At 60.5% G+C, this 13,927-nt stretch carries 14 protein-coding genes; 13 read left to right on the top strand and 1 reads right to left on the bottom strand.

All coding sequences use genetic code 11. From position 1 onward, the window contains the following. Positions 1 to 56: 56 nt before the first annotated feature. The 4 genes from K0F88_RS03245 to ada all read left to right on the top strand — a co-directional run bounded on the left by K0F88_RS03245 (position 57) and on the right by ada (position 3,083). Positions 57 to 560 (top strand): methylated-DNA--[protein]-cysteine S-methyltransferase, encoded by a 504-nt coding sequence (locus K0F88_RS03245; RefSeq protein ID WP_094467297.1) that lies wholly within the window; start codon positions 57 to 59, stop codon positions 558 to 560. After that, a complete protein-coding gene (locus K0F88_RS03240) occupies positions 557 to 1,261 on the top strand; it encodes a 2OG-Fe(II) oxygenase (RefSeq protein ID WP_094467296.1) in 705 nt (234 codons plus the stop codon). Before K0F88_RS03245 ends, K0F88_RS03240 begins: the two co-directional genes overlap by 4 nt. Then, positions 1,251 to 1,931: a DNA oxidative demethylase AlkB gene (gene alkB, locus K0F88_RS03235; protein WP_094467295.1), complete on the top strand. Its 681-nt coding sequence runs from the start codon at positions 1,251 to 1,253 to the stop codon at positions 1,929 to 1,931. The genes K0F88_RS03240 and alkB overlap by 11 nt, the downstream gene beginning before the upstream one ends. Positions 1,932 to 2,018: 87 nt before the next feature. After that, entirely contained in the window at positions 2,019 to 3,083 is a 1,065-nt protein-coding gene (ada, locus tag K0F88_RS03230; RefSeq protein WP_094467294.1) for a bifunctional DNA-binding transcriptional regulator/O6-methylguanine-DNA methyltransferase Ada, read from the top strand. On the opposite strand, the gene K0F88_RS03225 is transcribed toward ada, so the two are convergent. Next, positions 3,084 to 4,067, bottom strand: a complete 984-nt coding sequence (locus K0F88_RS03225) for an MDR family oxidoreductase (protein WP_094467307.1) — start codon at positions 4,065 to 4,067, stop codon at positions 3,084 to 3,086. It abuts the gene before it with no gap. Positions 4,068 to 4,306: 239 nt separating this feature from the next. On the opposite strand from K0F88_RS03225, the gene K0F88_RS03220 reads away from it, so the two are divergent. From K0F88_RS03220 to K0F88_RS03180, 9 genes are all read left to right on the top strand, one after another. Continuing rightward, entirely contained in the window at positions 4,307 to 5,371 is a 1,065-nt protein-coding gene (locus K0F88_RS03220) for a nitronate monooxygenase family protein (RefSeq protein ID WP_219093969.1), read from the top strand. Between the two features lie 158 nt (positions 5,372 to 5,529). Continuing rightward, entirely contained in the window at positions 5,530 to 6,297 is a 768-nt protein-coding gene (gene modA, locus K0F88_RS03215) for a molybdate ABC transporter substrate-binding protein (RefSeq protein ID WP_257605174.1), read from the top strand. Continuing rightward, positions 6,298 to 6,978 (top strand): molybdate ABC transporter permease subunit, encoded by a 681-nt coding sequence (gene modB / locus K0F88_RS03210; RefSeq protein ID WP_219093967.1) that lies wholly within the window; start codon positions 6,298 to 6,300, stop codon positions 6,976 to 6,978. 3 nt (positions 6,979 to 6,981) lie between these two features. Further along, positions 6,982 to 8,061 carry a molybdenum ABC transporter ATP-binding protein gene (gene modC / locus K0F88_RS03205; protein ID WP_219093965.1) on the top strand — a complete coding sequence of 360 codons (1,080 nt, stop codon included), beginning with the start codon at positions 6,982 to 6,984 and terminating at the stop codon, positions 8,059 to 8,061. 77 nt (positions 8,062 to 8,138) lie between these two features. Further along, positions 8,139 to 9,179 (top strand): DNA topoisomerase IB, encoded by a 1,041-nt coding sequence (locus K0F88_RS03200; RefSeq protein ID WP_219093963.1) that lies wholly within the window; start codon positions 8,139 to 8,141, stop codon positions 9,177 to 9,179. A gap of 71 nt (positions 9,180 to 9,250) precedes the next feature. After that, positions 9,251 to 9,472, top strand: a complete 222-nt coding sequence (locus K0F88_RS03195; protein ID WP_094467306.1) for a hypothetical protein — start codon at positions 9,251 to 9,253, stop codon at positions 9,470 to 9,472. Between the two features lie 115 nt (positions 9,473 to 9,587). Next, the gene (locus K0F88_RS03190) at positions 9,588 to 9,818 is read left to right on the top strand and encodes a hypothetical protein (RefSeq protein WP_010460746.1); all 231 of its coding nucleotides are present in this window, start codon (positions 9,588 to 9,590) and stop codon (positions 9,816 to 9,818) included. Between the two features lie 458 nt (positions 9,819 to 10,276). After that, entirely contained in the window at positions 10,277 to 12,085 is a 1,809-nt protein-coding gene (locus K0F88_RS03185) for an extracellular solute-binding protein (RefSeq protein WP_374039704.1), read from the top strand. Next, positions 12,082 to 13,923, top strand: coding sequence for an extracellular solute-binding protein (locus K0F88_RS03180; protein WP_219093959.1), 1,842 nt, complete (start codon positions 12,082 to 12,084; stop codon positions 13,921 to 13,923). The genes K0F88_RS03185 and K0F88_RS03180 overlap by 4 nt, the downstream gene beginning before the upstream one ends. Positions 13,924 to 13,927 lie beyond the last annotated feature (4 nt).

Raw genomic sequence — 13,927 nt, 5'->3', positions numbered from 1 at the left:
ACTCCCTTGGCGCGCCCTAGACTGGCCACCTCGACCTTTGGTTAAGGAGTCAGAACATGCCTACTTCCCCGATTCGCTACATCGGCGGTACTTCCAGCCTCGGCGTCTTGTTGCTGGCATTCAGCGCCGAGGGCCTGTGCGCGTTGCTGCTCGGTGACGACTTGATCACGCTCGAACGCGATCTGGCGCGGCGTTTCCAAGGCCCGACGCCGCAGCGCGATAATGGTTTGATGCCGGCCCTGGAGCAAACTCTGCGCCACCTCGAAGACCCACGCACCGCACTCGATCTCCCACTGCACCTGACCGGCAGCGTATTTCAACGGCGAGTCTGGGAAGTCCTGCGGCAAATCCCCGTCGGCGAAACCGCCAGCTACCGTGATATCGCCCAACGCCTCGGTCAGCCCAGCGCTTCTCGGGCGGTAGCGAATGCCTGTGGAGCCAACCCGGTGGCCGTTATCGTGCCTTGCCATCGAGTGTTGCGCCAGGACGGCAGCCTTGGCGGTTACCGCTGGGGACTGGAGCGCAAACGGCAGTTGCTGGATCGCGAGGCTCAGCGATGAGCGAGCAAGCTTTCGATGCGCTGGACTGGGCAACCCTGGAGCAACAACTCGACCAGGATGGCTGCGCCGTCATCAAGTCGCTGTTGAGTGCGCAGGCGTGCGATGACGTCAGCGCCCTCTACCCCCAGTCAGCGCCCTTTCGCTCTCAAGTGATCATGGCGCGTCACGGTTTTGGCCGTGGCGAATACAAGTATTTCAACTACCCCTTGCCGGACACGGTCGCCCGCTTGCGCAGTACGGCCTACCCTCGGCTGGTACCGATCGCCAATCGCTGGTACGAATGCATGGACCTGCCGACCCGTTTCCCCGCAACCCACGAAGCATTTCTGCAACGCTGTCATGCCGCCGGTCAGGAACGCCCAACACCGTTATTGCTGCAATATGGCCCGCAGGACTACAACTGCTTGCATCAGGACCTGTACGGCGAACACGTGTTCCCGCTGCAAGTGGCGATTCTTCTGTCAGAACCGGACGAAGATTTTACCGGCGGCGAGTTTGTGCTAACCGAACAACGCCCGCGTATGCAGTCACGCCCGCAGGTGATCGGCCTGAAGAAAGGCGATGGTGTGATCTTTGCCGTGAGCCAGCGCCCGGTCAAAGGCGTTCGCGGCTATTACCGAGTGACGATGCGTCACGGCGTGAGTCGCCTTCACAGTGGAAAACGGCATACCCTTGGAATCATTTTTCACGATGCGTTATGACCCCATGAGTCCGACCACCTTCGATCTGTTTGCCGATGCCGAACCCGAGCAGGAGCCCAGGCGTGAGCAGATCGGTGAACAGTCCTGCGTCTTGCGCGGCTTTGCCCTGTCCCGGCTCGATCGGTTGCTGCCGGCACTGGAAGCGGTTCTGACAGCTGCACCGTTCCGGCAGATGATCACGCCCGGCGGCTTTACCATGTCGGTGGCTTTGAGCAGTTGCGGCACTTGGGGCTGGACCACTGACCGCAGCGGCTACCAGTACACGCGCAACGACCCACAGACCGGACGACCCTGGCCCGAGATGCCCGACGTGTTTTTCGAACTGGCACAAGCGGCGGCACGGGAAGCGGGATTTGCAGATTTTGTCCCTGATTCGTGCCTGATCAACCGCTATGTCCCCGGGGCGAAGATGTCATTGCACCAGGACAAGAACGAAGGTTCCTACGCCGCACCGATCGTGTCGGTGTCATTGGGGTTGCCGGCCATGTTCCTGTTCGGCGGGTTTGAACGAAGCGATAAAAGCCAGCGCATACCGTTGCTGCATGGCGATATCGTGGTCTGGGGTGGCGTCGATCGTTTGCGTTATCACGGCGTCTTGCCGATCAAGGACGGCCATCACCCGAGACTGGGCGAGCAACGGATCAACTTCACCTTTCGCACTGCCGGATGACACCCTCGAATTCAACCGCAAGACTCGGAGTGCGGCGGCGTTGCGGGCTGGTTAGTCTGAAAAAAACGGGTCAACGGACATGAATCCATGACAACTCATTCGACCAGGATTGCCACCGAGGACGATCCTCGCTGGGCCGCCGTTGTTGCACGGGATCCCGGCGCCGACGGGCAGTTTGTCTATGCCGTGAAAACCACCGGAATCTATTGCCGCCCCAGCAGCCTGGCGCGCTTGCCGAAACCGCAGAATGTCGAATTTTTCGACACGGCGGAACAAGCGCTGGCGGCGGGTTATCGTCCGAGCAAACGGGCCACGAAGGATCAAAGCGATGTCGCCGCACAACACGCAGCAACCGTCGCAGCCGCCTGCCGCCACATCGAATCCGCCGAAAATCCGCCGGCGTTAAATGAACTGGCGCAGGCAGCGGGCCTGAGCAGCTTCCACTTCCATCGCGTATTCAAAGCCGTGACCGGTCTGACACCCAAGGGTTACGCCACAGCCCATCGCTCACGCAAGGTTCGCGAACGCCTGACCGACGGCGGCTCGGTCACCGACGCCCTGTATGACGCCGGTTTCAACTCCAACAGCCGCTTCTATGAATCGGCCGATCATCTGCTGGGCATGAAGCCGGGGGATTACCGCGCGGCGGGCCAGAACAACGACATCCGTTTTGCCGTTGGCCAGTGTTCCCTGGGCGCGATTCTGGTGGCGCAAAGTGAACGTGGCATTTGCGCGATTCTGTTGGGGGAAGATCCGCATCAACTGGTCTGCGATCTACAGGACAAGTTTCGGCGTGCCAATCTGATTGGCGCCGATCACGCGTTCGAGCAATTGATTGCCAAGGTGGTCGGTTTTATCGAAGCCCCAGCGATTGGCCTGGATTTGCCGCTGGACGTGCGCGGCACTGCTTTTCAAGAGCGGGTCTGGCAGGCGCTGCGGGAGATTCCTGCGGGTAGCACCGCCAGCTACGCCGATATCGCTCAGCGTATCGGCGCGCCCAAAGCCGTGCGCGCAGTGGCTCAGGCCTGCGGCGCGAACAGTATTGCAGTGGCGATCCCGTGCCACCGCGTGGTGCGTAGCGACGGCAACCTCTCGGGCTATCGCTGGGGTGTCGAGCGCAAGCGTCAGTTGCTTGAACGCGAGACCGTGTAATCAGCGATTCACATCGACCACAACCCGCCCGCGCAATTGCCCGGCGAGCAAGCGGGGCGCGGCGTCGATGGCTTCGCTCAAGCCGATTTCATGGCTGATCAGTGGCAGCAACGCGAAGTCCAGATCCTTGGCCAGCCGATTCCAGGCTTCCACCCGCTTGGCTTTGGGCTGGGTCACGCTGTTGATCCCGGCCAACGTCACGCCACGCAAAATGAACGGCGCGACGGAGGCTGGAAAATCCATGCCTTGTGCCAGACCACATGCGGCAACCGTGCCATTGGCCTTGGTGCTGGCGCAAGCGTTGGCCAGCGTGTGGCTGCCGACCGAGTCAATCACCGCCGCCCAGCGCTCCTTGGCCAGCGGTTTGCCCGGCTCGGACAGCGTCGCGCGATCAATGATCTCGCTGGCCCCCAATTGCTTGAGGTAATCGTGCTCTGAGGTGCGGCCCGTGGACGCTACGACTTTATAGCCGAGCTTGCTTAGCAGCGCGATGGCGAAACTGCCCACGCCGCCGTTGGCACCGGTGACCAGGACTTCGCCCTGCTCAGGCGTTACACCATTATGTTCCAGCGCCAGGATGCACAGCATCGCTGTGTAACCGGCTGTACCGATTGCCATGGCTTGAGCCGCGGTGAATTCCTTGGGTAGCGCAATCAGCCAGTCGCCCTTCAGGCGTGCTTTTTGCGCCAGTCCGCCCCAGTGCCCTTCGCCCACGCCCCAACCATTGAGCAGGACCTGGTCACCGACCTTGTAGTCCGGATGCTCGCTGACTTCGACCGTGCCGGCCAGATCGATCCCCGGCACCATCGGGAATTTCCTGACCACCGGGCTGCTGCCGGTGATCGCCAGGCCATCCTTGAAGTTCAGCGTGCTGTACGCGACGCGCACCGTCACATCGCCTTCGGGCAGTTGATCGTCATTGATCTCTTGCAGTATGGCCCGGTAACCGCTGTCGTCTTTGTTGATCAAAATACCTTTGAACATCATTGCCTCTCAATGGAATGAATCCGGTTGTGGGGGGCATTGAAATACCACAAAGAAACACCTCGCCGTACAAGACTTTAGCCAAACGAACAAAGCGCCGAGCGTTTCCATGACGTGTGGCTATGCCTTTTTTGTGGGGGCCTGGAATAACGGAAAACGTCCCGGATACAAAAGTCGACTGGCTCTGCGTCAACCATTGCTGGTAAAAAAACGGTTCTACCCGTCGGAGAATCATTGAAATGAGCCAATGGCCAGACACCCGTATTCTTGACCTGCTCGGCATCGAACTGCCGATCATCCAGGCTCCCATGGCCGGCGCTACTGGCTCGGCCATGGTCATCGCCGCGAGTAACGCCGGCGGCCTGGGCTCGATGCCCGCTGCGATGCTGAGCATCGAGCAGTTGCGCGAAGAGCTGAAAACGATCCGCCAACACAGCCAGCGACCGTTCAACATCAACTATTTTTGCCATCAGACGCCAGCGGCCGATGAGCAACGCGCTCGGGACTGGAAACATTTGCTGGAACCGTACTATCGAGAACTGGGCGTCGATTTCGAAGCGCCCACTCCGGTCTCCAATCGCGCGCCTTTCGATAACGCCGCCTGCGATGTGCTCGAAGAATTCCGCCCCGAAGTCGTGAGTTTTCACTTCGGCCTGCCGGAAAAATCACTGCTGGATCGGGTAAAAGCCACCGGCGCGAAAATTCTCTCCTCGGCGACCACCGTCGAAGAAGCCGTCTGGCTGGAACAACATGGCTGCGACGCGATCATCGCCATGGGCTACGAGGCAGGTGGACATCGCGGGATGTTCCTCAGCGATGACTTGAGCAGTCAGGTGGGCACATTCGCCCTCGTGCCTCAAGTCGTCGATGCGGTGAAAGTGCCGGTGATTGCAGCGGGCGGGATCAGTGATGCTCGGGGGGTGGCGGCCGCTTTTCTGTTGGGCGCTTCGGCGGTGCAGGTGGGGACGGCTTACCTATTCACGCCGGAAGCCAAGGTCAGCGCGTCTCACCACAAGGCGTTGCGCACGGCCAAGGAAAGCGAGACGGCAGTGACCAATCTTTTCACCGGCCGCCCGGCACGAGGAATCCTCAATCGGGTGATGCGCGAACTCGGCCCCATGAGCGATAAAGCCCCGGCCTTCCCGTTGGCCGGTGGTGCGTTGATGCCGTTGCGGGCCAAGGGTGAAGCGGACTTCAGCAATCTCTGGGCGGGGCAGGCGTTCACGTTGGGCATTGAAATGAGCACGTCGGAGCTGACTCGGCGTTTGGCGGAGGAAGGTTTGGCCAAGTTGCTCCGTCGGTAAGTCACGCTGTTGTAGCAGGTGCCGAGCAACGCGAGGCACCTGCTACAAGTCGTGCGCAAACTCAGTACCGACACATTCCGTTCCCGGGCATTTCGCTATATATTCCGATATATAGCGTTTCACTCCCTCGTCGCATTCGCCTATCACGGAGCCGTTCCATGCCCCTGCGTGCCTCACGTTTTGCCCCGACCTGCCTCGCAAGCCTGCTCGCCGTCTTCGCTTTCGGTTCCGCCCAGGCGGACGAAGTCCAGTTGGCCGTCGCCGCCAACTTCACCGCGCCGATCCAGGCCATCGCCGCCGATTTCGAAAAAGACACCGGACACAAACTGGTCACCTCCTTCGGTGCAACCGGCCAGTTCTACACCCAGATCAAGAATGGCGCGCCGTTCGAAGTGTTCCTCTCGGCCGACGACACCACCCCGCAAAAACTCGAAGCTGAAGGCGACACCGTCAAGGGTTCGCGCTTTACCTACGCCATTGGCACGCTGGCACTGTGGTCAGCCAAGGAGGGTTACGTCGATGCCAAGGGCGATGTGCTGAAAAAGAACGAATACAAGCACCTCTCCATCGCCAACCCGAAACCCGCACCTTACGGCCTTGCCGCCACTCAGGTGCTGGCCAAACTGGGCCTGACCGACAAGGTCAAAGACAAGCTCGTTGAAGGCCAGAACATCACCCAGGCCTATCAGTTCGTTTCCACCGGCAACGCTGAACTCGGCTTCGTGGCCTTGTCGCAGATCTACAAAGACGGCAAAGTCACCGGCGGTTCGGCCTGGATCGTTCCAGCCGATATGCACGACCCGATCAAACAAGACGCGGTGATCCTCAACAAGGGCAAGGACAACCCGGCCGCCAAGGCGCTGGTTGACTACCTCAAGGGGCCGAAAGCCGCCGCTGTCATCAAGTCCTACGGTTACCAACTCTAAATGACGCTGACGAGTGCCGATTTTTCCGCCATCTGGCTGACCCTGAAACTGGCGTCCCTGACGACGGTTATCCTGTTGATCATCGGCACCCCGATTGCGTTATGGCTGTCGCGCACCCGCTCGTGGTTGCGCGGCCCGGTGGGGGCAATCGTCGCCCTGCCCCTGGTCCTGCCGCCCACGGTGATTGGCTTTTATTTGTTGTTGGCGCTCGGCCCTAACGGCTTTGTCGGCCAATTCACCCAGTCACTGGGGCTCGGCACGCTCACCTTCAGTTTTGCGGGGCTGGTGATCGGTTCGGTGCTGTACTCGATGCCGTTCGTGGTCCAGCCGCTGCAAAACGCCTTTTCTGCCATTGGCTCCCGTCCGCTGGAAGTGGCTGCGACTCTGCGCGCCAATCCCTGGGACACCTTTTTCAGCGTGATTCTGCCGCTGGCCAGGCCCGGTTTCATCACCGCTGCCATTCTCGGTTTCGCCCACACCGTCGGCGAGTTCGGCGTGGTGCTGATGATCGGCGGCAACATTCCCGACAAGACCCGCGTGGTCTCGGTGCAGATCTACGATCACGTTGAAGCCATGGAATACGCCCAGGCCCATTGGCTGGCCGGGGCGATGCTGGTGTTCTCCTTTGCCGTATTGCTGGCGCTCTATTCCAGCCGTAAAACCAAAGCGGGCTGGAGCTGATCGATGATTCATACGCGCCTGAAACTGAGTTATCCGGGATTCACCCTGGAGGTGGATCTGCAATTGCCCGGCCGCGGAGTGACTGCACTTTACGGCCATTCCGGGTCAGGCAAGACCACGTGCCTGCGCTGTATCGCCGGTCTGGAGCAGGCCGAGCAGGGCTTTATTCAGGTCAACGATGAAGTCTGGCAGGACAGTGACAAGAAGATTTTCGTACCGCCGCATAAACGTGCGCTGGGGTATGTTTTTCAGGAGGCCAGCCTGTTTCCTCACCTTTCGGTGCTGGCCAATCTGGAGTTCGGGCTGAAGCGCATCCCCAAGCCGCAACGTCGGGTCGACATGGCGCATGCCACTGAACTGTTGGGCATCGGTCACCTGCTGGACCGCCATCCGCAGCACCTGTCCGGCGGCGAACGGCAGCGAGTCGGCATCGCCCGCGCGCTGCTCACCAGCCCGAAACTGTTGCTGATGGACGAACCGTTGGCGGCGCTGGATAGCCAGCGCAAAAACGAAATCCTGCCTTACCTGCAACGCCTGCACGATGAACTCGATATCCCGGTGCTGTACGTCAGCCACTCACAGGATGAGGTCGCCCGACTGGCCGACCACATCGTCCTGCTCAGCGACGGCAAGGCGCTGGCCAGCGGACCTATCGGCGAAACTCTCGCGCGTCTCGATTTGCCCCTGGCGTTGGGCGACGATGCGGGCGTGGTGATTGAAGGCCATGTCAGCGCCTATGACCCGCACTATCAGTTGCTGACGCTGCAATTGCCCGATACCGACCTGAGCATTCGGGTGGCGCACGCTCCGATGACCCAAGGCCAGGCCCTGCGTTGCAAGGTCCAGGCGCGGGATGTCAGCCTGAGCCTGCAAGGCGTCGAGCACAGCAGCATCCTCAATCGCTTGCCGGTGACGGTGATCAGTGAAATCGGCGCCGATAACGCCGCCCACGTGCTGATCCGCCTGAATGCTGCCGGCACGCCGCTGCTGGCACGCATCACCCGCTATTCCCGGGATCAACTGGGCGTGCACCCCGGCCAGCAACTTTGGGCGCAGATCAAAGCGGTGGCCGTGTTGGCGTAAATTGTCGGCACCACGGCGAACGGGCGCGGTCAATGGCTTTACAGGCCCCCTGACTTCGTCGCCAAGGATCTTTTGCCATGTCCGATACCGCGCTGCCCGATGTGCTGCCACCCGACCTGCACTATGTCGATGACACGCAGCCTGGAATCACCCGCAAACTCTTGCGGGGCAAATTCTGCTACTTCGATCCCGCGGGCCAGCGCATTACCGATCCCGACGAAATCAAACGCCTCAACGCCCTCGCCGTGCCGCCGGCCTATACCAATGTGTGGATCTGCGCCGACCCACGTGGCCATTTGCAAGCCACCGGACGTGACGCTCGCGGTCGCAAGCAATACCGTTATCACGCGCGTTGGCGCGAAGTGCGCGATGCCGACAAATACTCGCGCCTGCGGGACTTTGGCCTGGCGCTGCCGAAATTGCGCAAACAGCTTGAAGCGCTGCTGGACGCTCCGGGCTTCAGCCGAGATAAAGTCATGGCCACCGTGATTACCTTGCTCGATGCGACGCTGATCCGGGTCGGCAACACCCAATACGCACGGGAAAATCGCTCCTATGGCCTGACCACCCTGCGCAGCCGTCACGTCGAGGTCAACGGCAGCGCGATCCTGTTCCAGTTCCGCGGCAAGAGTGGTGTCGAGCACCAGATCACCGTGAAAGACCGACGCCTGGCGCGCATCATCAAGCGCTGCCTGGAGATTCCCGGGCAAGACCTCTTCCAATACCTGGACGAAAATGGCGAGCGACACACCGTCAGCTCCTCAGACGTCAATGCCTACCTGCAAACCCTGACCGGCGCCGACTTCACGGCCAAGGATTACCGCACCTGGGCCGGGAGCGCGCTGGCGTTGTCGGTGCTGCGCGAGTTGCAGTGGGAGCCTGAGTCGGACGCGAAGCGGCATGTAGTCGAAATGGTCAAGAACGTTGCCAGGCAACTCGGCAACACCCCGGCGGTGTGCCGCAAGTGCTACATCCACCCGGCGGTGCTCGAAGGTTTTATGCTCGGCGCATTGGCCCAACTGCCCCGGCCGAGGCTGCGTAAAGGCCTCAGGGCGGAGGAAGTCGGACTGGCCATGTTTCTGGAAAAAATGATCGCGGCGGCCGAACCGACGAACTGACTGTCCATTTTTTGCACGATCACAAAGAACTTCTATAGTTGATGTGGACACGAATCAGCTGCGGTGACGCCATGGAAGACATTTTCGTTGTGAAGCGTTGCAACAAGATCATCATTCATGGCCGCCGGGCCGGAGAAACCGGCCACCCGCCACCCGACGCTGAAGTCTGGTTTCGCATCGCCGACACCCGCACCCAGGGCTTCATTGGTGACGGCTTCGATCTTGAAGAAGATGCCCGACGTGAATGCCAGCAGCTCAATGCCAGGTCCCAAGTGACGGCCCGACAGGCCTGAAGTCCGGGTCTATACTGAAATCAGCTGAAGGACCAGTGACCCCATCGGCAGAAAGCTCGCACCCAGCGGGCTTTTTGCTGCTATTTGTCAGGTTTCTTGAACGGAGGTGTTTGCCATGTCCGAAAAAGAGTCCATCACCACCCTGCTGACCCTGCTCGACTCCCGCCAGGCTCGACTTGCCGCAGCCTGCAAGGAGATTGCCGACTGGGTGGATCATCAAGGGGGGCACCCGACAGCCCTCAGAATTCGTGACCGCCTGAACGACATCGAAAAAGACGCGCCACTGATTCGAAACACCTTGTCTTCGTTAAAACCTGTCGACCCGCCTCTTCCGCGGTTCAGATGATTCGATCTGGACGCGTGATTAGAGAAACGGCCTGATTCAGGACGCATGAACGGCGACTTCATCGTCACCGCACCCGTGCCTGTCTGATTATCGTGCGCTTCACCCCCCACCCGGCCTGGCGCTGGGCTTTTTTTTGCGACCCTCTTTTCACGTAACGTTCACAACATACGCCTTACAGTGAGCCACTCCTTTGAAGTAATACCCCTGGTCTGCCCGCATGCAGACCTTTTTTTGCCTGTGATTTGAGGGCTTTCGAAGCGGTGGCTGCAATGACAGTTGTGGCGAGCGAGCTTGCTCCCTCGCCACAGGTTCTGCGCCTGCCGCACCGTCACCCCGGCAATTAACAACGCATTAACCCCCTGTCTTTTTCCTGTCGATACAAGCTGTTACTGTACGGCCCACAAAGCCCAAGCCGCCTGGATCGGATCTCTGACTTGAAGCGCCCCCTCCTCCTCTTCCTGATCAGCCTGGCCTTGAGCTCCACCGCAAGCGCGACGATCAGCGAAAGCCATGGTTATGCGCAGTTCGGCACGCTCAAGTACCCGGCCAGATTTACCCACTTCGACTGGGTCAACCCGCAAGCGCCCAAGGGCGGTACGTTGCGGGTGATGGCGTTTGGCACCTTCGATACGCTCAACCCCTACACATTCAAGGGCTCAAGCCCGGTATCCACTCCCAATTTCCTGCAATACGGCATCAACGAACTCAACGAACCGTTGATGGTCGGCACCGGCCAGTACGCGCCGTCCGGCGATGAGCCGACCTCCAGTTACGGCCTGATCGCGCAATCGGTGGAGTACAGCGAAGACCGCAGTTGGGTGGTGTTCAACCTGCGCCCCGAAGCGCGGTTCCACGACGGCACGCCGATTACCGCCTATGACGTGGCGTTTTCCTACCGCTTGCTGCTCAAGGAAGGTCATCCGCAGTACCGCACCAGCCTTCAGGAAGTGTTGCGAGTTGACATCCTCAACCCGCAGCGCATTCGATTCGTCTTCAAGCGCACCGGCAATCCGTTACAGATCCTGCGCCTGGGCGAATTGCCGGTGCTGCCACAGCATTACTGGAAAGGTCGCGACTTCAAGGCCACCACCTTCGAACCGCCGCTGGGCAGCGGACCGTACCGCATCACCTCGGTCACGCCAGGACGCCAGATCGTTTTCGAGCGGGTCAAGGATTACTGGGGCAAGGACCTGCCGGTCAATCGCGGCAAGTACAACGTCGACCGCATGGAAGTCGAGTTCTACCGCGACAGCGATGTGGCATTCGAAGCCTTCAAGGCTGGCGAATTCGACATCTACATCGAGCACCAGGCGAAGAACTGGGACAACGGTTACAACTTCCCGGCCGTGCGCCGCGGCGACGTGATCAAGGCGCAGATCCCGCACCAGATTCCGACGCAGACCCAAGGCCTGTTCATGAACAGCCGGCGTCCGACCTTCTCTGAGACCAAAGTCCGCGAAGCGCTGGGGCTGATGTTCGACTTCGAATGGACCAACCGCACCCTGTTCAGCGGCGCTTACAAACGCGCCATGAGTTACTACCCCAACAGCGAATTCTCCGCCACGGGCCTGCCGGTCGGTCATGAATGGCTGTTGCTCAAGCCGTATCGCGAACAGTTGCCCGCCAAGCTCCTCACCGAGCCGTTCAGCCTGCCAAAGACCGAAGGCCGCGGCATCCCCCGGGAAACCATGCGCAAGGCCCTGGCGCTGCTCGCCGAGTCCGGGTGGAAGCTCAATGGGCAACGGATCGAGAACGCCAAGGGCCAACCGCTCAAACTCGAGATCCTGCTGGTCAACCCGAACCTGGAGCGCATCCTTCAGCCTTACGTCGAGAACCTCGCCAGCATTGGCATCGACGCGCGGCTGCGCACGGTCGATCGCGCCCAGTACAAACAACGCCTCGATCAGTTCGATTTCGACATGATCCTGATGACGCTCAACCAGACCCTCAGCCCGGGCCTGGAGCAATGGCAGTATTTCCACTCCAGCCAGGTCGGGGTCAAGGGCAGTAAAAACTACGCCGGCATCGCCAACCCTGTGGTCGATCACCTGCTCGAACAATTGCTCGCCGCGCAAACCCGCGACGAACAAGTGGCCGCCGGCAAAGCCCTGGACCGGGTCTTGCTGTGGCAGCACTACATCATTCCCAACTGGTACCTCAATTATCACCGCCTGGCCTACCGCAACCGGTTCGCCTTTGTCACCACGCCGCCCTACACCCTGGGCCTGTCCGCGTGGTGGCTGAAATCTTCGGAGAAGGATCGATGAAACCCCTGAGCGCCCTGCTGTTGCAGGCCAGCGGTCTGCTGTTCGCCGGGCTGGCCTGCGCCGCCCCGCAACATGCCGTGACCCTGTACAACGAGCCGCCGAAATACCCGGCCGACTTCAAGCATTTCGATTACGTGAACCCCGACGCGCCCAAGGGCGGGATCTTTCGCCAGGCCGGATTCGGCGGCTTCGACAGCCTCAACCCGTTCATCAGCAAAGGCGTACCGGCCGACGACATCGGCATAATCTACGACACCCTCGCCAAACAGGGGCTGGACGAACCGTTCACTGAATACGGGCTGGTCGCCGGCAAGATCGAAAAAGCCCCGGACAACAGCTGGGTGCGCTTCTACCTGCGTCCTGAAGCGCGCTTCCACGACGGCCATCCGATGCGTGCCGAAGACGTGGTGTTCAGCTTCCAGATGCTGACCAAGGAAGGCGCCCCGCTCTATCGCGGTTACTACAGCGATGTCGAGGAAGCCGTCGCCGAAGACCCGCTCACCGTGCTGTTCAAGTTCAAGCACACCAACAACCGCGAACTGCCGCTGATCCTCGGCCAGCTGCCGGTGTTGCCCAAGCACTGGTGGGCGAACCGCGATTTCAACAAGGGCAACCTTGAAATGCCGCTGGGCAGCGGCCCCTACAAGGTGACCGAAGTGAAGGCCGGCCGCTCGATACGCTACGAGCGGGTCAAGGATTACTGGGGCAAGGACCTGCCGGCCAACCGTGGCTTCTACAACTTCGACGTAATGACCACCGATTACTACCGTGACAACACCGTCGCGCTGGAAGCCCTCAAGGCCGGGCAGTTCGACTACTGGCTGGAGATGAGTGCGAAGAACTGGGCCAACGCCTACAACATCCCGGCGGTCACCGAAGGCCGATTGAACAAGGAACAAATCCCAAACGGCAACCCGACCGGCATGCAGGGCTTTGTGTTCAACCTGCGCCGTCCGGTGTTCCAGGACGTGCGCGTGCGCCAGGCCTTTACGTTGCTGCTGGACTTTGAATGGACCAACAAGCAACTGTTCAACGGTGCCTACGTGCGTACCCGCAGTTTCTTCGAAAACTCGGAAATGGCCGCGACCGGCCTGCCCGACGCCGATCAGCTTGAAATTTTGAGTCCGTTCCGCGGCAAGATCCCCGAGCAGGTGTTCAGCGAAGCGTTCCAGAACCCGATGACCGACGCCAGCGGCATGATCCGCACCCAGCAGCGCAAGGCTTACCAACTGCTGCAAGAGGCCGGCTGGCGGATCGTCGACGACAAGATGGTCGACGCCAACGGCAAACCGGTGACCATTGAGTTCCTGCTTGCCCAGACCGAATTCGAACGTGTGCTGCTGCCGTTCAAGCGCAACCTCAGCGACCTGGGCATTGACCTGGTGATCCGCCGGGTCGATGTCTCGCAGTACATCAACCGCGTGCGTTCACGGGACTTCGACATGATCGTCGGCAGCTTCCCGCAATCCAACTCACCGGGCAACGAGCAGCGCGAGTTCTGGATGTCCGCCGCGGCCGACAAACCCGGCAGCCGCAATTCCATGGGCCTCAAGGACCCGGTGGTCGATCAACTGGTCGAGCAGCTGATCAACGCCGATTCGCGCAAAAGCCTGGTGGCCCATGCCCGGGCACTGGACCGCGTGCTGCAATGGGGCTATTACGTGATCCCCAACTGGCACATCAAGACCTGGCGCGTGGCCTATTGGAACCACATCGGTCACCCGAAAGTCTCTCCCAAGTACGACATCGGCACCACGACCTGGTGGGTCAAGCCTGATGCGAAACCTGCGGTAGAAGTCGAAACCAAACTGCAAGCCGACCCTGCGGGCACGGAGTAATCAG

Origin of the sequence: Pseudomonas sp. UMAB-40, from assembly GCF_900095275.1 — a bacterium.
Taxonomy (GTDB): domain Bacteria; phylum Pseudomonadota; class Gammaproteobacteria; order Pseudomonadales; family Pseudomonadaceae; genus Aquipseudomonas; species Aquipseudomonas mandelii_B.
This window is presented reverse-complemented; position numbering and strand designations above follow the sequence as displayed.